Source organism: Aurantimonas sp. 22II-16-19i (genome assembly GCF_002088275.1).
Classification (GTDB): Bacteria; Pseudomonadota; Alphaproteobacteria; order Rhizobiales; family Rhizobiaceae; genus Jiella.
Genome location: NZ_AQQS01000007.1, coordinates 40582 through 58453, shown reverse-complemented (window position 1 = coordinate 58453; position 17872 = coordinate 40582). Strand labels below are relative to the sequence as shown.

Here is a 17872-nt window from a genome sequence, read left to right as displayed (position 1 = left end):
GGCTGGGAACCGATGATCCAGGCTGCTATTCGGGAAGAGACGCGAGCACGCGCGAGGCGACAGGCAGGAGGATAGACCATGGCACATGACATCGGACCGGGCGAGCCTGCGGCCCGCGACACCACGACGAGCGAAGAGAGGCGGCGCGTCAGGGCCGTCCAGCGCCATCTGCACGACCACTGGAAATACTACACCTTCCAGGGCACGCTGATGATCGTCGTCGGCATCCTGGCACTGCTCGTTCCCTTCGCGGCGACACTGGCGACGACGCTGTTCTTCGGCTGGCTGCTGATCCTCGGCGGCATCGTCGGCTGCGTCGCGGCGTTCCGTTCGCGCGAGGCGCCCGGCTTCTGGTCGAGCCTGCTGCTCGCGGTGCTCAGCGTGTTGCTCGGCGGCATCATCATCTACGATCCGCTGGCCGGCACGGTCACCCTGACATGGCTGCTCGCCGTGTTCTTCTTCCTGTCGGGTCTCTTCAACTTCTCCATCGCCCGCGCCGTGCGGCTGTCGACGACCAGATTCTGGCTGGTGATCGTCTCCGGCATCATCGACATCGTCTTGGCGATCTTCCTGATCATCGGCCTGCCGGGCACGGCGGTCTGGGCGACCGGCGTCTTCCTCGGCATCTCCTTCATCACCTCGGGCTTCGGCCTTTTGTTCTCGGCGCTCGACGCCCGCAACAACCCGCCGGCCTCGCGGGCGTGATCGTGGCCGGCGCGGGCGCAAAGGCTGCGGTCGCCGAAAGGTTGCTGGGGCGGACGGAGAAGACCTTCGCCGAGGAAATGGGCCTCGACCTGTCGAAGAACACGCCGATGCCGCTGTTCCTCTGGCTCGTCGCGGCCAATCTCTTCTCGGCGCGCATCGGGGCCGATCAGGCGCTTCGCGCGGCCAAGGCGCTGAAGGACGCGGGCCTCACCACCGCCGACCACATGGCCGAGGCGACGTGGAAAGAGCGGGTGCTGATCCTCAACCGCAACGGCTATGCCCGCTTCGACGAAAAGACCTCGGGGTTTCTGCAGGAGGTCGCCGACCACTGCCGCGACGCCTATGGCGGCGACCTGCGGACCCTGCGCGAGGCGGCCGGCCGCGATCCGGGCGAGGAGCGGCGTCTCCTGAAGGCGTTCAAGGGAATCGGCGACACCGGCGCGGACATCTTCTTCCGCGAGGTGCAGGTGGCCTGGGACGAACTCTATCCCTTTGCCGACGAGCGCGCCTTGCAGGCCGCCGAGAGGCTGGGTCTCGGCAACGACGCCAAGAGCCTCGCCGGCCTCGTCGCGACGGCAGATTTCCCGCGGCTTCTGACGGCGCTCCTGCGCGCCGATCTCGATGGTGCGCTCGACGAGATGCGGAACGGGTAGGGTCCTGGGCTTTCAGCCAGGCCCGCTCCGGCCGGCTTCAGACGTGCTGGCCGCCATTGATGTGCAGTTCGGAGCCGTTGACGTAGCTCGACTGGTTCGAGCAGAGGAAATAGATCACGTCGGCGACCTCCGACGTCTGTCCGAGCCGGCGCAGCGGGATGTCGTCGATCATGTTCTCGGTCCCAGGCGACAGGATCGCCGTCTCGATCTCGCCCGGCGCGATGGCATTGACGCGGATTCCCGCCGGCCCGAAGTCGTGGGCCATCTCGCGGGTCAGCGAGTTCAGCGCCGCCTTCGACGTCGCATAGGCCGTGCCGGCGAAGGGGTGGACCCTGCCGCCGGCGATCGAGGTGACGTTGACGATCGAGCCCTTGGCGTTGGACAATTCCTTGAACAGCCCGCGCGCCAGCATGATCGGGGCGAAGAAGTTCACCTGGAAGACGTCGCGCCACATATGCATGGGCGTCTGGATCGAATCGAGCCGCGAGCCGCCCTGACCCTTCGGCGAGATCGCCGCATTGTTGACGAGGGCGTGCAGCTTGGAGCCGTTCGCCTCGAGCCGGCGGCGGATCTCGGAGGTCGCATAGCCGACATCCTCCTGGTCCGACAAGTCGACGCGGATGTGATCCTCGGGGCCGGCCGGCCAGGGGCAGTTCTCGGCAAAATCCTGCCGCGAACAGGTGATCACCCGCCAGCCTTCGCGCGAGAAGCGCTTCACGGTGGCATGGCCGATGCCCCGGGAGGCCCCGGTCAGCACCAGTGTCTTGCGTTCGTCGGTCATCTGCCGCGTCTCCTGAGCGAGCCCATGGCCCGCCGTTGAATCGTATGTCCGTCTCGGCATTCAATAGACGATGCGCGAGCGCTTGGCATCAGCCGATGCGTGCCGCGTCGGCATGCCTCGTGCCTGCCTGCTTTGCGGGCGCAGGTCGTGATGCGTCCGAGACGACCCGGTTCGGACCGTCGCTTGCCCGCAGGCGGTTCGTCGGGGTTGCGGAAACAAATTCAGCCGAGTGACGAAGTTATGTAGGAACGGGCGATACGTCGACGCAAGCGCTTGAAGCGGAGGAAGCATGATCGGATTTCGGATCGGGGCCATGATGCTGGCAGCCGGCATGTTGGTCTCGGGCGCGGCGAGAGGCGAGGCGGCCAGCGATCCCGGCTGGCAGGCCGTCCTCGAGGAGGCGAAGGGCGAGACGGTCTACTTCGCCGCCTGGGGCGGCTCGCAGAACATCAACGACTATGTCGCCTGGGTCGGCGATGAGGTGAAGCAGCGCTTCGACGTCACGCTGAACCACGTCAAGCTGGACGACACGGCGTCGGCCGTCGCCACCGTGCTGGCCGAAAAGGCGGCCGGCAAGGCCACGGGCGGCTCGATCGACCTCATCTGGATCAATGGCGAGAATTTCGCCGCCATGCAGGAACAGGGCCTGCTGTCTGCCGGGTTTGCCACCGATCTTCCCAACTGGGCCTATGTCGACACGCAGAACCCGACCGTGACGGTGGACTTCACCCTGCCGACCCTCGGACAGGAGTCACCCTGGGGCGGGGCCAAGCTGGTGTTCTTCGCCGATACCGCCCGCTCCGGCCCCGTCGAGACGATGCCGAAATCGGCAGGCGAACTACTCGAATGGGCGAAGGCCCATCCCGGCCGCTTCTCCTATCCGGCGCCGCCGGATTTCGTGGGTTCGAGCTTCCTGAAGCAGGTGCTGGTCGAGACGACCGCCGACCCCGCGGTTCTCCAGAAGCCGGTGGACGAGGCTAACTTCGAGGCGGTGACGAAGCCGCTCTGGGACTGGCTCGACGCGATCCAGCCGGTGCTCTGGCGCTCTGGCCGCGATCATCCGCAGAACTATCCGGCGATGAAGCAGCTGCTCGCCGACGGCGAAGTCGAGATCATCTTCGCCTTCAACCCGGCCGAAGCCTCGTCGGGCATCGCGGCGGGCGAGCTGCCGGACACGGTGCGCTCCTTCACCTTTCCAGGTGGCACGCTCGGCAACACCCATTTCGTCGCGGTCCCCTACAATTCCTCGGCCAAGGCGGCGGCCAAGGTCGTCGCGAACTTCCTGATTTCTCCCGAGGCGCAGCTCCGCAAGGAGGATCCGCGCTACTGGGGCGACCCGACGGTGCTGGCCATGGACAAGCTGCCCGAGGACGACCGCGACGCCTTCGCCGAGATCGATCGCGGCATCGCCACCCTACCGCCGTCGCAACTGGGCCCGGTGCTGGCCGAGCCGCATCCCTCCTGGATGACGCGGATCGAGGCGGAGTGGAAGCGGCGCTACGGGAGTTGAGGTGTGAGTGGCTGTTGGAGCTGTTGACAACGCATGGCAGCAGAGTCCTCATTGGCGTGAGATGAAGGCTGAACCTCTGATCCGTGAACGGCGCCAAGTTGCTCCAGACGCCTTCGTCGATGCGAAGGTCTGGCGTGTGCCTCATCCGGTTCGCGGCTCGGAACATGGATACAAGTATTCACTGGCACTTGTTGTCGAGGATGTCTGTGTCCTTCGTTATGACAATGAGGCCGGCAAGGGCGATCATCTGCACCATGGGGCGACCGAAATCCCCTATCTATTCACATCGATCGATCGACTGATCGACGACTTCACACGGGAGGTACGAGCATGGCTGGAAGACAGAACGTCGTGACCTTTTCCGTCGCTTCGGACGAAGATTTCAAACGGCGGATGAAAGATGCCTTCGCCGGCATCCCCCAGGGCAACCACATCAGCTTCGCGACCCCCGAGCTCTTGTGGCAGACCCTGACGGCAAAGCGCTGGGAGATTCTGAAGGCAATGACCGGCGCGGGGGCCTTGTCGATCCGCGAAGTCGCGCGCCGGGTCGGGCGCGACGTCAAGGCCGTCCACGGGGATGTCACCGCTCTCGTCCAGGCGGGCGTGATCGAGCGGAGCGAAGCGGGCGTGGCATTTCCCTATGATGAGATCCACGTGGATTTCGTCGTGAAGGCGGCTTGACCTCCAGATTGTTTCGGCCGTCGCCGGGTGTTAGTTGTACATGAATCTGTACGAGGATCGACCGATGCCCCATGTCAGCTTTTCCGAACTGAGGGCCAACATGGCCTCCCATTTCGACCGGATCGAAGCCGATCGGACGGAACTGATCGTCACCCGGCAGAACCACGAGCCGGTCGTCGTCATGGCGTTGTCCGAATGGGAGGCGATCCAGGAGACGATGCATCTTCTGAGTTCGCCGGCCAACGCCGAACGCCTTCTTCGCTCGATAGAGGATCTCGATGCGGGCAAGGGTGAGGCTCACGATCTGGTCGAAGATTGAAGATCATCTTCGCACCCAGCGCGTGGGACGATTACCAATATTGGTTGGTGAGCGACCGGGCGGTGCTGGAGCGTGTGAACGCGCTGATCAAGGATGTCAGCCGCTCCCCCTTCGCCGGTATCGGAAAGCCGGAACCGCTGCTCGGAAAATTCAAAGGCTGCTGGTCGCGCAGGATCAACAAGGACCACCGGCTGATCTACCGCGTCACCGGAACGGGCACCGAACAGAGCGTGGAGATCGTCGGTTGCCGCTGGCACTACAGCCGTTGAGAAGAATCGGGCTGGTCGCGACCGACAGCCGGCGGTGGTGCGTTGGCTGACGAGTGGAAGTCCCATTCCGGGAAGGGCGCAAGCACCGCAATCACCTTTGCCGTTCCTCTTCTCCTCGCCCTGCCGGTCGGCGTCGGGCTCGTCGGCGTCGTCCTGCCAGCCTTCGGCTACCTGCCGGCGCTGGGTGGCGAGGCTTTTTCCCTCGCCCCCCTCCGGCAGCTTCTGGCGGTGCCGGGGCTGGCGGCCTCGGTTCTCCTCTCCCTCGCCAGCGGCCTCCTCACCACGGCGATCTCGACGCTTGGCGTCGCTCTCTTCCTCGCCGCCTTCCACGGAACGGCTGGCGACCGCCTCGCGCGCCGGCTGCTGGCGCCGCTGCTTGCGGTGCCCCATGCGGCGGCGGCCTTCGGCCTCGCCTTCCTGATCGCGCCCTCGGGGCTGATCTTCCGTCTTCTCGCGGAGCCCTTCGGTCTGACGCAGCCGCCGGATCTCCTGATCATCGGCGATCCGCTCGGCCTTGCCATGATGGCCGGCCTCGTCGCCAAGGAGATGCCCTTCCTCCTCCTGGTCGCCTTCGCCGCGCTACCCCAGGCCGATCCCGTCCGGCGCAGCCGGCTCGCCGCCTCCCTCGGCTACGGGCGCATGGCGGGATTTCTCCTGACGGTCTGGCCCGGTGTCTACCGTCAGATCCGCCTGCCGGTCCTTGCGGTCGCGGCCTATGCATCGGGCGTGGTCGACGTCGCGCTGATCCTCGGGCCGTCGCTGCCGGCCCCGCTGGCGGTGCGGCTGGTCGCCTGGATGAACGATCCCGACCTGTCGCTGCGCTTCATGGCGTCGGCGGGCGCGCTGCTGCAACTCGCCATCACCGGGGCCGTGCTGCTCCTGTGGCTGATCGGCGAGCGCCTGGCGGGCCGGATCCGGCGCCGGATGGCGGCGAGCGGCCGGCGGCACGCACGCGACGGCGCCTGGCGCATCGCGGCAGGCGTTCCGGTGGCACTCGCCGGGGGCGCAGTGTTCTTCGGCCTCGCCTGGCTGTTCGTCTGGTCGATCGCCGGCTTCTGGGGCTTTCCGGCGATCCTGCCGCCGAGCGTCGGCCTCGCCACCTGGAGCCGCACGCTGGAGGCGGCCGGCGGCCCGCTCGCCACCACCTTCCTCGTGGCGATCCTGTCGGCCGGCATCGGCCTCGTCCTCGTCGTCATTCTCCTCGAGGCCCGGCGCCGACAGGTCCGTGCGTCGGCGGGCAGGGCGGTCCGCCTGTCGCCGGCAATCGCCGGGCTGATCTACCTGCCGCTGATCGTGCCGCAGATCGCCTTCGTCTTCGGGCTCCAGGTGGCGGTCCTGTCCCTCGGCCTGACGCCGTCGATCCCGCTGCTCGCCGCCGTCCATCTGGTCTTCGTCGCGCCCTACGTGGCGCTGGCTCTCGCCGATCCCTGGTATGCCGTCGATCCGCGCTACGAGCAGGTGGCGGCGAGCCTCGGCCATGGCGCCATGGCGCGGCTGTTCCGTGTCCGGCTGCCGATGGCGACGGCCGCGGTCCTGACGGCCCTGGCGATCGGCTTTGCGACCTCCGTCAGCCAGTATCTGCCGACGCTGCTGATCGGGGCCGGACGCTTGCCGACGATCACCACCGAGGCGGTGGCGCTCGCCTCGGGCGGCAATCGCCGGGTGATCGGCGCCTATGCGCTGTTGCAGACGCTGCTGCCCTTCCTGGCCTTCACCCTGTCCGCCACGCTGCCCCGCTTGCTCTTGCGCGGCCGAGGCGGCATGAGGCGGGCATGACGATCCACACGATGGCCGACGGCGCGACGGACGCTGGCGATCCGCAACCCGCGGACGGCCTCATCCTGCGCGACGTCGCGATCCGCCTCGACGGCCGGCGGCTGCTGGCCCTCGACCGCCGCATCGCGCCCGGCGAGACGCTCACCGTCATGGGGCCGTCGGGCTCCGGCAAGTCGACGCTCTTCGCCTTCGTCGCCGGCTTCCTCGATCCGGCCTTTTCGGCCACCGGCAGCGTCGTCCTCGACGGCCGCGAGCTGACGCATCTGGCGCCGCGACAGCGCCGCCTCGGCTTATTGTTCCAGGACGCGCTCTTGTTCCCCCACATGTCGGTGGGCGAGAACCTGCTGTTCGCCCTCGTCCCGACCCTTCGCGGCCGCCGGGCCCGCCGGCAGGCGGCCGAGCGGATGCTCGCCGAGGTGGGGCTCGAAGGCACGTTCGGCCGCGATCCGGCCACGCTGTCGGGCGGCCAGGCCGCCCGCGTCGCGCTCGCCCGTACGCTTCTCGCCGAACCGGGAGCACTGCTGCTCGACGAGCCGTTCTCGCGCCTCGACCAGGCGCTGCGCACCGCCACCCGCAATCTGGTCTTCGCACGGATCCGCGAGCGTCGGATTCCCGCCATCCTCGTCACCCACGATCCCGCCGATGCCGAGGCGGCCGGTGGCCCGGTGGTGGTCATCGGCGAGGACGGGCAAGACGGCCCGACCGACCAGCGGGTCCGGAATGGCGATGCGGCGGGCGCAGAGGGCGTGGCGGGCGTGGCGGGCGCGGAGCGGGCGCGATGAGCCCCGCTCATCCCGCCTTGCCGGAAGAAGCCCTCGGCCTGCCCGTCGTCGAGGTTCTGGCCGAGCTCTCCGACGCGCTCGCCCGTCATGGCAGCGCCGTGCTCGTCGCGCCGCCGGGGGCGGGCAAGACGACGCTGGTGCCGATCCATCTCCTGGCCTCGGGGATCGCCGGCAGGATCATCCTGATCGAGCCGCGCCGGCTGGCGGCCCGCGCCGCCGCCCGCCGCATGGCCTCGCTCATCGGCGAGGAGGTCGGCCAGACGGTCGGCTGGCGCATGCGGCTCGACACCAAGGTCTCGGGCCGGACCCGCATCGAGGTCGTCACCGAGGGCGTCTTCACCCGCATGATCCTCGACGATCCGGAACTCGCCGGCATCGGCGCGGTGATCTTCGACGAGTTCCACGAGCGGTCTCTCGACGCCGATTTCGGCCTGGCGCTGGCGATCGACGTCGCATCGGCCTTGCGCGACGACCTGAAGCTCGTCGTCATGTCGGCGACGCTCGACGGCGCCCGGGTGGCGGCGCTGCTCGGCGATGCGCCGGTCGTCGAGAGCCGGGGGCGCGCCCATCCGGTCACGATCACATACCGCGACCGGCCGGGCACGCTGCCGATCGAGGACGCCGTGGCCGGGGCGGTGCGCGCGGCCCTCTCGAGCGAGACGGGCAGCATCCTGGTCTTCCTGCCGGGCCAGAGGGAGATCCGCCGCGTCGCCGAGCGGCTGGGGGCGCACCTGCCGGCAGGCGTCCTCCTGGCGCCGCTCTACGGCGCCCTCGACGCCGCCGAGCAGGACCTCGCCGTGCGCCCGGCGCCGCGCGGCATTCGCAAGATCGTGCTTGCCACCGACATCGCCGAGACCTCGCTGACCATCGAGGGCGTCCGCGTCGTCGTCGATTCCGGCCTGAAGCGGCGGCCGGCCTTCGAGCCGGAGACCGGGCTGACGCGGCTGGAGACCGTGCGGGTGTCGCGGGCCTCCGCCGACCAGCGGGCGGGCCGCGCCGGGCGCACCGAACCCGGCACCGCGATCCGCCTGTGGCGGGCCGAGCAGACCGCCGCGCTGGAAGCCTTCGACCAGCCTGAAATCCTGGCGAGCGACCTGTCGGGCCTGCTCCTCGACTGCGCCGCCTGGGGGGTCGACGATCCGGCGCGGCTGCCGCTGCTCGATCCGCCCCCGCCGGCGGCGGTCAGGGAGGCCGCCAAGCTCCTCGCCGATCTCGGCGCCCTCGACGGGGCGGGGCGGCTCACCGGGGCGGGCGAGGCGATGCGGGCGCTGCCGCTGCCGCCGCGGCTCGCCCACATGGTCGCGGCCGCTAACCCGGACGACACGGCGACCGCCGCCGAACTCGCCGTTTTAATGACCGAGCGCGGCCTCGGCGGCACCGACGTCGACGTCGCCGAACGGCTGCGGCAGTTAAGGAGTGGCCGCGACCCGCGCTCGAGGGACGCGCAGACCCTCGCCCGCCGCATCGCCACAACGAGCCGCGAGGCGTCGCGCCGGCGCGGTGCTACTCTGGCGGACTGGACGACCGAGGGGGATGTGGGCGCGATCCTCGCCCTCGGCTATCCGGACCGCATCGCCCTGCGCCAGGGATCGCAGTTCACCCTCGCCAACGGTCGCGGAGGAACCATCGGCCAGACCAGCCGACTCGCCAAAGAGCGCGCCCTTGTCGCCGCCGAGATCGTCGGACCGGCGTCCGGCGGGACCATCGTTTCGGCCGCGGCGATGGGTAAGGCTTCGCTCGAGCGGATCATCGCCGCGCGTGCCGTCGAGGAGGAGATCGTCGCCTTCGTCCCCGAGGCGCGGGCGGTGCGCGCCTTCCGGCTGGCGCGGCTCGGCAGGGCCGTCTTGGGCCGGGTGCCGACGCCGCTGCCGCAGGACGAGCGGGTCGCGGCGGCGCTCGGAGACGGACTCCGTCGCTTGGGCATCAGGACGCTGGATTTCGGCAAGGAAGGGGAGCGGCTGCTCGGACGGCTGCGGTTTCTGGCCAAGGCGTTCGGCGAGCCGTGGCCGGACCTGTCGGATGCGGCTCTGTCCGAAGCGGCCGATACCTGGCTGCTCGCCTATGCCCCTGGCGCGGCGAGCTTCGCGGAGCTGACGCCGGACCGGGTCGTCGCCGCGCTCAACGGCCTGGTGCCGCCGGCCTTCCAGGGGCGGCTCGACGAGTTGGCCCCCGGTCATTTCGAGGCGCCATCCGGCTCGCGCGTGCCGATCCGCTACGAGGAGGACCAGCCGGTGCTGGCGATCCGGGTGCAGGAACTGTTCGGCCTGTCGGTCCATCCCGCCATTGCCGACGGCCGCCTGCCGCTGACGCTGGAGCTCCTGTCGCCGGCCCACCGGCCGATCCAGATCACCCGAGACCTTCCCGGCTTCTGGCAGGGATCCTGGCGGGACGTCCGCGCCGAACTTCGCGGACGCTACCCGAAACACGAATGGCCGGAAGATCCGGCCTCCGCAAAGCCGACGGCGCGGGCCAAGCCGCGCCGTTGACGTTCATCCAGCGCCACACGCCACGGGCGGCGAGCCTTGCAAGCTTCGCCGCCCGTGGGAGAGCTTCTGGATCCGGCCGCAGGCGGCGACCTGTCCGGTCCCGCGTCAGGCGGCTGCCTTGTTGACGCTGCCCTCGGCGATCTCGGTCATCGTCCGGTCGCCATGGGCGGTCGCGTCGAGGCATTTCTGCAGCTTGGCGGCATCGTCCTGGAGGCCGAGGCGCCTGGCGAAGGCGGCGAGGCAGCCATAGCCGGCGATGCCGTAATGGGTCATCCGCTGGTACTGGGTGATGATCATCGCGTCGCGGGCGTCGGCGTCGGTGATCTCTTCGTCGAGGCCGTGGGAGCGAGCCTCCCTGACGAGGCCTTCCATGCCCTTGCAGAACTCGCCCGTCGGATCCTCGCCATGCGCTTTGATGATCTCGGACAGCGTCTGGCGGCCTTCCTCGATCCCCTCGACGCCGGCCGCGAGGGCCTTCTTCAGATCCGGGTGATGGGCCGCTTCGGCGAGTTCCCGCGTGGCCTTGGCGGCCTGGGTGTCGGCGCTGTAGATGTCCTGCAGCTGGTCGATATAGATGTCCTTGAGGTTGGCAATCGCCATGAGATGTCTCCTTCGGTTTCCGAGGGGTCGGCGGAACGGCTCACCAGGGTGGAGCAAAGCTCGCAGCGGGCGCCGTCCTTGCCGAACCATTGCCGGTTAAAGATCTGACGGCGGGCTGGCGTTCCGCGCCGGGCGACGGGTTTGTGTAGCCGGCCACGGTTCTCCTCGCCTCGTCGACGGTCCCTTTGATGGGGCGCAATGCGGCGCGCGCCATCGGCGCGTCTTGCCCTATAGTCTCCCGAGTCAGGATGGGGGCAGCCGGAAGCGATGGGTCAGGAGAGCGCCAGGATGCGCAAGAGCGCGGAGACGCACGAGCCGCATTCGCTGGACCTCGCGACGGGCATGCGGGAGAGCCAGCGGCTGCGGCTGGCGACGCTGGTGCGGCTGCGCTGGCTGTCCGTGGCAGGCCAGGTGACCGCCTGCGTCTGCGTCGCCTGGATCCTGGAATGGTCGTTCCCCGTCCTGCCGTGCTTTGCGCTGATCGCCACGTCGGCAGGGCTCAATCTCTATCTCGCCAGCCGCTATTCCGGCAGCTTCCGCCTGTCCTCCACGGCGGCACTGGCGGTCCTCGCCTTCGACATCCTGCAGCCGACCGGGCTCCTGATGCTTACGGGCGGCATCCAGAACCCGTTCTCGATCTTTCTGATCGTCCCGGCGCTGATCGCCTCGGCGACGCAGCCGCCCCTGACGGTGGCCATCATCACCGGCTTTGCCGTCGCCGCCACCACGCTCCTTACCACGGTCCACATGCCGCTGCCCTGGTCCGAACCCGGCGGCGTGTCGCTTCCGGCGGGCTATGTCGGCGGCTTCTGGTTCGCGATCGTCGCGACCCTCGTCTTCGCGGCGGTCTACATCTACCGCGTGGCGGCGGAATCGCGGGCCCTTGCCGATGCCCTCGCGGCGACCGAACTCGTCCTGCAGCGCGAGCAGCATTTGTCCGCCCTCGACGGGCTGGCGGCGGCGGCGGCGCACGAACTGGGGACGCCGCTCTCGACGATCGCCCTCGTCGCCAAGGAAATGCAGCGGTCGGTCCCGCAGGACCAGCCGATCGCCGAGGACGTCATCCTTCTCGTCGAACAGGTGGAGCGGTGCCGGCTGATCCTGCGGCGGCTGACGTCGTTGTCGTCGTCCAGCGAGAGCCATCTCGCCAACCTGTCGCTCCTGGCGCTGCTCGACGAGGTCGCCGAACCCCATCGCAACTTCGGCGTCGAGCTCGACGTCGAGGTCGTCGAGCAATATGGCGAGGAGCCGCGCGCCCGGCGCAATGCAGCGGTGATCTACGGCATCGGCAACATCGTGGAGAATGCCGTCGACTTCGCCCAGTCCGCGGTGGTGATCCGGGCAGGGTGGTCGCAGAGTCTGGTCTGGATCGAGGTTCTGGACGACGGCCCCGGTTTCCCGCCGGCCGTTCTCGACCGGATCGGCGATCCCTACATGTCGAAGCGCGACTATCGCGATCAGCGCAGTGCCGGCGGTCTCGGGCTGGGCCTGTTCATCGCCATGACGCTGTTGCAGCGGTCCGGCGCGACGGTGAAGATCGAAAACCGGCCGAAGGCGGGAGCGATCGCGACCATCGTCTGGTCGCGGCATGCCTATTCCACCGGCCAATCCGCCGGGTGACGTTCCCGCCGCAGGAGGCTCGTCGCGCGGCGACTGATTCGCGGCCCTTGCGCGTGGTCTCCGCATCATGCAATCAAAGGGCGCGGAAACGTGTCGCACGGCCGGCCCGTCCGGGCGGCGAACCCGGACACGGAACGCCTTTGCCGATCGTCCCGGCTCACGACGCTTTGCCTCCGCCTCGATCCGGTTGCTGCAGGTGAGGCGTTCCCTGCCTGTTTCTGCGGCGGCTATGGTAACCTCGCGCGACCAAGAGCTTGCCAGGGGGCGTTGGCGCCGCCATCGACGCGGAGGCTGAAGTCCCGTGTCCGGCCGTTGTGCGGATGGCTGCCGGGCGTGACGACGTCTGGTGGCGGCCGGCAGCACCGCTGCGCAAAAAAGCGGCTGATCAACAAAAGTTTAGTTCACGTGTGATGCATCTGCGCAATTAGTCGCAGCGTAGTTTTGACGCGCACCGGCCCGGCCAGGACGGTTTTCTCCTGCGCACAGGCTTTCTGCCTGCGCCGAATGCCGGAGAGGTCGGCTGGGTGCGGGTGGCGGAGATCGGCCGGTTGCCGAAAAATGTATGGGACGAATAGATTGGGCCAGAGAATGCTCGACCAAACCATGATGCCGATCGACATGCCGCTTCCGGTCAGTGATCCGACCTTACTGCTCGTCGACGACGACAAGCCGTTTCTCCTCCGCATGAGCCGGGCGCTGGACCAGCGCGGCTTCCGGGTGAGCACCGCCGAGAGCATCGCCAGCGGCCTCAGCGCCCTCGAGGATCATGCGCCGGCCCATGCCGTGGTCGACATGCGGCTGGCCGACGGCAACGGACTGGAGGTGGTGGCGGCGCTGCAGCGCAAGCGGCCCGATGCACGGGCGATCATCCTGACCGGCTACGGCAACATCGCCACGGCGGTCACGGCGGTCAAGCTCGGTGCCATCGACTATCTGGCCAAGCCGGCCGACGCGGACGACGTGACGGCGGCCCTGCTTCGCTGCTCCGGCCTCAACGTCGAGATGCCGGAAAACCCGATGTCGGCCGATCGTGTCCGCTGGGAGCACATCCAGCGCGTCTACGAACTCTGCGACCGCAACGTCTCCGAGACCGCCCGGCGGCTGTCGATGCACCGGCGCACGCTGCAACGCATCCTCGCCAAGCGCGCGCCGCGCTGAGGCGCGCGGGGCCGCCGCCAGCATGATCCCGCGCCATTCGGCCCGGGCAAGCGACGCTTTCGCACTGGTGACCGGATGAGGGGACGACGGGGCGGGGCGGGACTGACGTTGCCCCCTCGGCTGAATCCCGTTCGAAGTTCGTTCTGGCCGATCGAGAGGATCAGGACATAACGCCGGAAGCGGCCTCACGGCTGGATGAGACTTGGGGCAGCGTCAATCACGATCGCACCAATCGCGCCCCACTGCTCTCTTCGAGGTGCTCGAGCACCCGCCCGCCGGCAACGTAGGCCCTGGGACGGCGCCGGGGCCACGCCGGCAACAGGCTCCTGCCGCGTAGACACCGCGGGAAGGCGTTTTCCTCTTATTTGGGCTGCAACCGCCTTTGTGACGAGAAGGACACCTTGGGCCTTGACCCTCCAACGGTGGGAAGGCGCACGTTTGCCCGATCACTCCGAATCGGGAAAAGAGACATGTCCGGATCGTTTCAAAAGCCCACACATTCCGCTCCTCACGACCATTCCGGGCATCGGCATGGGCCCGACCATCGGTGCCGTGACCACGAGGTCGCCGAGGGCCTGTCGGGCGAGGTCACCGACCCCGTGTGCGGAATGACGGTCGATGCAGACACTACGGAATATCGAGCCAAGGCAGACGGGAAGGCCTATTTCTTCTGCTCGCAGGGCTGCCTTGAGAAGTTCCAGGCGGACCCGGGTCACTTCACACGGCCCAAACCGGCCGCCGCGGCGGACGTTTCCGACGGTGCCATCTACACCTGCCCTATGCACCCGCAGATCCGGCAGGTGGGCCCCGGAAGCTGCCCGATTTGCGGCATGGCCCTGGAGCCGGAAACGATCACCGGTGAGGAGGGGCCAAGCGAAGAACTGCTCGACATGACGCGACGGTTCTGGATCGGGCTCGCCCTATCGGTCCCCCTGGTCGCCATCGAAATGGGCGGTCACTTTCTGGGAATCGACCGATACCTCAGTCCCGCGGTCTCCAACTGGGTGCAACTGTTCCTGGCGACGCCGGTCGTCCTTTGGTGTGGCTGGCCGTTTTTCGTCCGGGGCTGGAAATCGGTCATAGCCCGCTCGCTCAACATGTTCACGTTGATAGCGATGGGCACGGGCGTCGCATGGGTCTACAGCGTCGTAGGCACGCTGGTCCCGGAGATATTTCCGGACGCGTTCCGGGGCGACGGCGGAACGGTCGCGGTGTACTTCGAGGCTGCCGCGGTCATCACCGTGCTCGTGCTTCTGGGCCAGGTTCTGGAGCTTCGTGCCCGGGAGCGGACGTCAGGTGCCATCAAGGCTCTCCTGAACCTCGCCCCGAAGACAGCGCGTCGGATCGACGCCTCGGGCGGTGAGGAGGAGATCGCTCTCGAAAGCGTGAGGGTGGGCGACCTCCTGAGGGTGCGCCCCGGAGACAAGGTGCCACTCGATGGAGAGGTTTCCGAAGGCCGATCCAACGTCGACGAATCCATGGTCACGGGCGAGCCGCTCCCGGTGGTGAAGTCCGTCGGCGCAAAAGTGATCGGGGGAACCCTGAACGGGCAGGGCGGCTTCGTCATGCGGGCGGAGAAGGTCGGGCACGACACGGTTCTGTCTCAGATCGTCCAGATGGTGGCGAAGGCGCAGAGGTCGCGGGCGCCGATCCAGCGTCTCGTCGACGTCGTTTCGTCCTGGTTCGTTCCTGCGGTGATCGCGGTCGCGGCCGCAGCGTTCGTCGCCTGGTCCGTCTGGGGCCCAGAGCCGGCGATGGCCTATGGCCTTATCGCCGCGGTCAGTGTGCTCATTATCGCCTGCCCCTGCGCGCTCGGTCTGGCAACACCGATGTCGATCATGGTCGGGGTTGGACGCGGGGCGCAGGCTGGGGTCCTGATCAAGAATGCGGAAGCGCTTGAGCGGATGGAGCGGGTCGATGTCCTCGTGGTCGACAAGACCGGGACGCTGACTGAAGGCAAGCCCAGGGTGACCGGCGTTTTTCCTGCGGAGGGTTTAGACGAGAACGAACTGCTCGTCCTCGCGGCGAGCGTCGAACAGGCAAGCGAACACCCGCTCGCCGCGGCGATCGTTGCGAGCGCGAAGGAGCGCGGTCTGGCGCTTGTCCCGGTCTCCGATTTCAACTCTCCGACCGGAAAGGGTGTCGTGGGCACCGTCTCCGGAAGGAGGGTCCTTTTGGGCAACGCCCGATACCTAGCGGAAGCCGGTGCAATGGTCGACGCGATGGAAGCGCAAGCCGACCAACTCCGGCACGACGGCGCCACCGCTATCATTGCGGTCGTCGACGGACGTCCGGCGGGCGTGATCGCGATCGCCGATCCGGTGAAGGCGACGACCCCGGAAGCGATAGCCTCCCTCCACGAGGCCGGCATCCACGTCGTCATGTTGACAGGCGACAACCGAACGACGGCCGAAGCCGTCGCGAGGAAACTCGGTATCGACGAAGTTCGAGCGGACGTCCTGCCTCAGGACAAGGGCGACATCGTTGCCGGCCTGCGGTCACAGGGCCGCGTCGTCGCCATGGCTGGCGATGGCGTCAACGATGCACCCGCGCTTGCCGCGGCGGACGTCGGGATCGCCATGGGAACCGGCACGGACGTCGCCATGGAGAGCGCCGGGGTCACGCTCCTGCGTGGAGACCTGCGCGGCATCGCGCAAGCCCGTCGCCTCAGCCGAGCAACCATGAGCAACATCCGTCAGAACCTGTTCTTCGCCTTCGTTTACAACGCCGCGGGGATCCCGGTGGCGGCAGGCATCCTCTATCCGACTTTCGGGCTCCTGCTTTCGCCGATCATCGCTGCTGCGGCGATGGCGCTGTCGTCCTTCAGCGTGATCGTCAACTCGTTGCGGCTGCGATCGACCCAAATCTAGGAGGCGGACGTTCCGCCTCTTTCGACCGACGGGATCGATTTCCACTCGCTACAGGTTAGTCCCGACGAGTTTCCGTGGATTACACATCCGAAAGCAAGCAAGGAATACCAGTGACCTACACCCGCTTTGGCGCGATGATCGCCACCTCGACCATCGTCATGTTCGGTCTGATGTATCTGAACACCTACGCGCTGGATCACGTCTTCTACAGCCAGACGCGAACCTGGATGGCGATCTACATGGGCGCCGTGATGGCCGCCATCATGCTCGGCTTCATGTGGTCGATGTATCAGAACAAGGCCGCGAATATCGCAATTCTCGCGGCGGCGGTGATTGTCTTCGCGGGTTCGCTGTTTCTCGTCCGCAGCCAGGAGACGGTCGGCGATGTCGCCTACATGAAGGCGATGATTCCGCACCATTCGATCGCCATCCTGACCAGCGAGCGGGCGGAGATCACCGATCCGCGCGTGCGTCAGCTCGCCAACGAGATCATCGAGGCGCAGGTCCGCGAGATCGACGAGATGAAACGGCTGATCGCCGACCTGGAAGCAAATCCGCCCGCGGAGGGTGCCCCTGTGATCCCAGCGGTTGGTGTTGACGGATAAGGGTGTCGCCGGATGCACGGTCGATAGAGGATCAAGGGTCCGGGCGGCGTCAGTCTCCTCCCAAGAGACAGGTTGGCCCAAGGCCGGCTCCGCGTCGGAACCGGCCGTGGGCGCGACCTAACCCGCGACGACCACCGCAGGATAGCCGGCTGCACGAATGGCCTGCCTGATGAGTGCGCCGTCGGATTGGCTGGTTACCGAAACCGTTCCGGCTTTCAGGTCCACGGCGACGTCGGCAGCCGGGTCCACCGCGTGGACGGCCTTACCGACGCTCGAGGCACAATGGCCGCAGCTCATTTTGTCAACCTTCAACTTCATGATCGGGCTCCTGTGGTTCGATCACGTTCCAGATGGGGTTTCCCACGGTTGGAAGGTCAAGGCCGTCTCCCGCAATTGGGCCGTCATGCCCGCGAGAATTGTGTCGCTCGACGCTGACCTGGTTCTGGAGGCTCCGCGATCATGTCATGTGAAAGGCTCCCGATAATCGGGCAATCGGGTCGGCCATCGCCATGGCAATGCTCGGCGAGATGCCGGAGCGTCGATACAATCTCACCAAGCTCACGCATCCGCTTTTCCAGCTCTTCCACATGCGCGAGCGCGAGGCGCTTCACGTCGGCACTCGCTCGACCCCGGTCGATCCAGAGCGCCAGCAATTCCCGGATCCGTTCGATCGGAAAGTTGAGGTCGCGGGCGCGGCGGATGAACCGCAGGATGGCGACCTCCGATTGTGAGTACACCCGGTAACCCGCGTCGCTGCGTCCGGCCGCCTCGATCAGCCCGATGCTCTCGTAATATCGGATCATCTTGGAGCTGACGCCAGATGCCTCGGATGCCTTGCCGATGTTCATAGACAGCTCCTTGCCAGGGCGAGTAGACCAGAGATCCCGGCCGTCGATATCTGCTTTCGGTCCCGGGGGCGACGGCATCAATCCCGCAGACGGGGCGCAGGAAGCGCCCCCCGTCTTGGCGAGGGCTATCACGTTGGTGCTCGAATGAAGATGGAGCTTCCCCATCATGGGAGGTTCGAGCCCCCAATACTCAGGGGGCGGCATGCTTG

General features: G+C 67.5%; 18 protein-coding genes. 14 read left to right on the top strand and 4 right to left on the bottom strand.

Translation table 11 applies throughout. The features are described 5' to 3' along the window. Positions 1-78: 78 nt before the first annotated feature. Together ATO4_RS08055 and ATO4_RS08050 are read left to right on the top strand one after the other, a co-directional pair. Entirely contained in the window at positions 79-705 is a 627-nt protein-coding gene (locus tag ATO4_RS08055; RefSeq protein ID WP_083590923.1) for an HdeD family acid-resistance protein, read from the top strand. A gap of 2 nt (positions 706-707) precedes the next feature. After that, the gene (locus ATO4_RS08050; protein ID WP_083591039.1) at positions 708-1358 is read left to right on the top strand and encodes a hypothetical protein; all 651 of its coding nucleotides are present in this window, start codon (positions 708-710) and stop codon (positions 1356-1358) included. A gap of 37 nt (positions 1359-1395) precedes the next feature. Here ATO4_RS08050 and ATO4_RS08045 read toward each other — a convergent pair whose 3' ends face one another. Continuing rightward, complete coding sequence (locus ATO4_RS08045) at positions 1396-2139, bottom strand: SDR family oxidoreductase (protein ID WP_083590922.1); 744 nt, start codon at positions 2137-2139, stop codon at positions 1396-1398. A 289-nt stretch (positions 2140-2428) separates the two neighbouring features. Between ATO4_RS08045 and ATO4_RS08040 the strand changes: the two genes are divergently transcribed. The 8 genes from ATO4_RS08040 to hrpB all read left to right on the top strand — a co-directional run bounded on the left by ATO4_RS08040 (position 2429) and on the right by hrpB (position 9962). Further along, positions 2429-3649: an ABC transporter substrate-binding protein gene (locus ATO4_RS08040; protein WP_083590921.1), complete on the top strand. Its 1221-nt coding sequence runs from the start codon at positions 2429-2431 to the stop codon at positions 3647-3649. A gap of 7 nt (positions 3650-3656) precedes the next feature. Next, entirely contained in the window at positions 3657-4004 is a 348-nt protein-coding gene (locus ATO4_RS08035; RefSeq protein ID WP_245308634.1) for a DUF6516 family protein, read from the top strand. Next, complete coding sequence (locus tag ATO4_RS08030) at positions 4001-4330, top strand: winged helix-turn-helix transcriptional regulator (protein ID WP_245308632.1); 330 nt, start codon at positions 4001-4003, stop codon at positions 4328-4330. The genes ATO4_RS08035 and ATO4_RS08030 overlap by 4 nt, the downstream gene beginning before the upstream one ends. Positions 4331-4394: 64 nt before the next feature. Then, positions 4395-4649, top strand: coding sequence for a type II toxin-antitoxin system prevent-host-death family antitoxin (locus ATO4_RS08025; protein ID WP_083590918.1), 255 nt, complete (start codon positions 4395-4397; stop codon positions 4647-4649). After that, entirely contained in the window at positions 4646-4918 is a 273-nt protein-coding gene (locus tag ATO4_RS08020; protein ID WP_083590917.1) for a Txe/YoeB family addiction module toxin, read from the top strand. The genes ATO4_RS08025 and ATO4_RS08020 overlap by 4 nt, the downstream gene beginning before the upstream one ends. A 90-nt stretch (positions 4919-5008) precedes the next feature. Then, positions 5009-6694 (top strand): ABC transporter permease subunit, encoded by a 1686-nt coding sequence (locus ATO4_RS08015; protein ID WP_083591038.1) that lies wholly within the window; start codon positions 5009-5011, stop codon positions 6692-6694. Between the two features lie 11 nt (positions 6695-6705). Continuing rightward, positions 6706-7476 carry an ATP-binding cassette domain-containing protein gene (locus ATO4_RS08010; protein ID WP_083591037.1) on the top strand — a complete coding sequence of 257 codons (771 nt, stop codon included), beginning with the start codon at positions 6706-6708 and terminating at the stop codon, positions 7474-7476. Beyond that, positions 7473-9962 carry an ATP-dependent helicase HrpB gene (gene hrpB / locus ATO4_RS08005; RefSeq protein WP_083590916.1) on the top strand — a complete coding sequence of 830 codons (2490 nt, stop codon included), beginning with the start codon at positions 7473-7475 and terminating at the stop codon, positions 9960-9962. The genes ATO4_RS08010 and hrpB overlap by 4 nt, the downstream gene beginning before the upstream one ends. A 105-nt stretch (positions 9963-10067) precedes the next feature. On the opposite strand, the gene ATO4_RS08000 is transcribed toward hrpB, so the two are convergent. Continuing rightward, complete coding sequence (locus ATO4_RS08000; protein ID WP_083590915.1) at positions 10068-10562, bottom strand: DUF892 family protein; 495 nt, start codon at positions 10560-10562, stop codon at positions 10068-10070. A 288-nt stretch (positions 10563-10850) separates the two neighbouring features. On the opposite strand from ATO4_RS08000, the gene ATO4_RS07995 reads away from it, so the two are divergent. The 4 genes from ATO4_RS07995 to ATO4_RS07980 all read left to right on the top strand — a co-directional run bounded on the left by ATO4_RS07995 (position 10851) and on the right by ATO4_RS07980 (position 16815). After that, the gene (locus ATO4_RS07995) at positions 10851-12182 is read left to right on the top strand and encodes an ActS/PrrB/RegB family redox-sensitive histidine kinase (RefSeq protein ID WP_083590914.1); all 1332 of its coding nucleotides are present in this window, start codon (positions 10851-10853) and stop codon (positions 12180-12182) included. A gap of 603 nt (positions 12183-12785) precedes the next feature. Beyond that, positions 12786-13340 carry an ActR/PrrA/RegA family redox response regulator transcription factor gene (locus ATO4_RS07990; RefSeq protein ID WP_245308645.1) on the top strand — a complete coding sequence of 185 codons (555 nt, stop codon included), beginning with the start codon at positions 12786-12788 and terminating at the stop codon, positions 13338-13340. Between the two features lie 470 nt (positions 13341-13810). Continuing rightward, on the top strand, positions 13811-16210 hold the full coding sequence (locus tag ATO4_RS07985; RefSeq protein ID WP_083590912.1) for a heavy metal translocating P-type ATPase: 2400 nt from the start codon (positions 13811-13813) through the stop codon (positions 16208-16210). Between the two features lie 110 nt (positions 16211-16320). After that, positions 16321-16815, top strand: coding sequence for a DUF305 domain-containing protein (locus ATO4_RS07980; protein ID WP_083590911.1), 495 nt, complete (start codon positions 16321-16323; stop codon positions 16813-16815). 117 nt (positions 16816-16932) lie between these two features. Here the strand turns inward: ATO4_RS07980 and ATO4_RS07975 are convergent, their stop codons facing one another. Both ATO4_RS07975 and cueR read right to left on the bottom strand, forming a co-directional pair. Beyond that, positions 16933-17133 (bottom strand): heavy-metal-associated domain-containing protein, encoded by a 201-nt coding sequence (locus ATO4_RS07975; RefSeq protein WP_245308631.1) that lies wholly within the window; start codon positions 17131-17133, stop codon positions 16933-16935. 83 nt (positions 17134-17216) lie between these two features. Continuing rightward, on the bottom strand, positions 17217-17663 hold the full coding sequence (gene cueR, locus ATO4_RS07970) for a Cu(I)-responsive transcriptional regulator (protein ID WP_083591036.1): 447 nt from the start codon (positions 17661-17663) through the stop codon (positions 17217-17219). Between the last annotated feature and the right edge of the window lie 209 nt (positions 17664-17872).

Coding starts and splice junctions, on each gene's coding strand:
- ATO4_RS07975 (WP_245308631.1), bottom strand. CDS start 17,133: ATGAAGTTGAAGGTTGACAAAATGAGCTGCGGCCATTGTGCCTCGAGC.
- ATO4_RS08045 (WP_083590922.1), bottom strand. CDS start 2,139: ATGACCGACGAACGCAAGACACTGGTGCTGACCGGGGCCTCCCGGGGC.
- ATO4_RS07985 (WP_083590912.1), top strand. CDS start 13,811: ATGTCCGGATCGTTTCAAAAGCCCACACATTCCGCTCCTCACGACCAT.
- cueR (WP_083591036.1), bottom strand. CDS start 17,663: ATGAACATCGGCAAGGCATCCGAGGCATCTGGCGTCAGCTCCAAGATG.
- ATO4_RS08025 (WP_083590918.1), top strand. CDS start 4,395: ATGCCCCATGTCAGCTTTTCCGAACTGAGGGCCAACATGGCCTCCCAT.
- ATO4_RS08055 (WP_083590923.1), top strand. CDS start 79: ATGGCACATGACATCGGACCGGGCGAGCCTGCGGCCCGCGACACCACG.
- ATO4_RS08000 (WP_083590915.1), bottom strand. CDS start 10,562: ATGGCGATTGCCAACCTCAAGGACATCTATATCGACCAGCTGCAGGAC.
- ATO4_RS08040 (WP_083590921.1), top strand. CDS start 2,429: ATGATCGGATTTCGGATCGGGGCCATGATGCTGGCAGCCGGCATGTTG.
- ATO4_RS08010 (WP_083591037.1), top strand. CDS start 6,706: ATGGCCGACGGCGCGACGGACGCTGGCGATCCGCAACCCGCGGACGGC.
- ATO4_RS07990 (WP_245308645.1), top strand. CDS start 12,786: ATGATGCCGATCGACATGCCGCTTCCGGTCAGTGATCCGACCTTACTG.
- hrpB (WP_083590916.1), top strand. CDS start 7,473: ATGAGCCCCGCTCATCCCGCCTTGCCGGAAGAAGCCCTCGGCCTGCCC.
- ATO4_RS07995 (WP_083590914.1), top strand. CDS start 10,851: ATGCGCAAGAGCGCGGAGACGCACGAGCCGCATTCGCTGGACCTCGCG.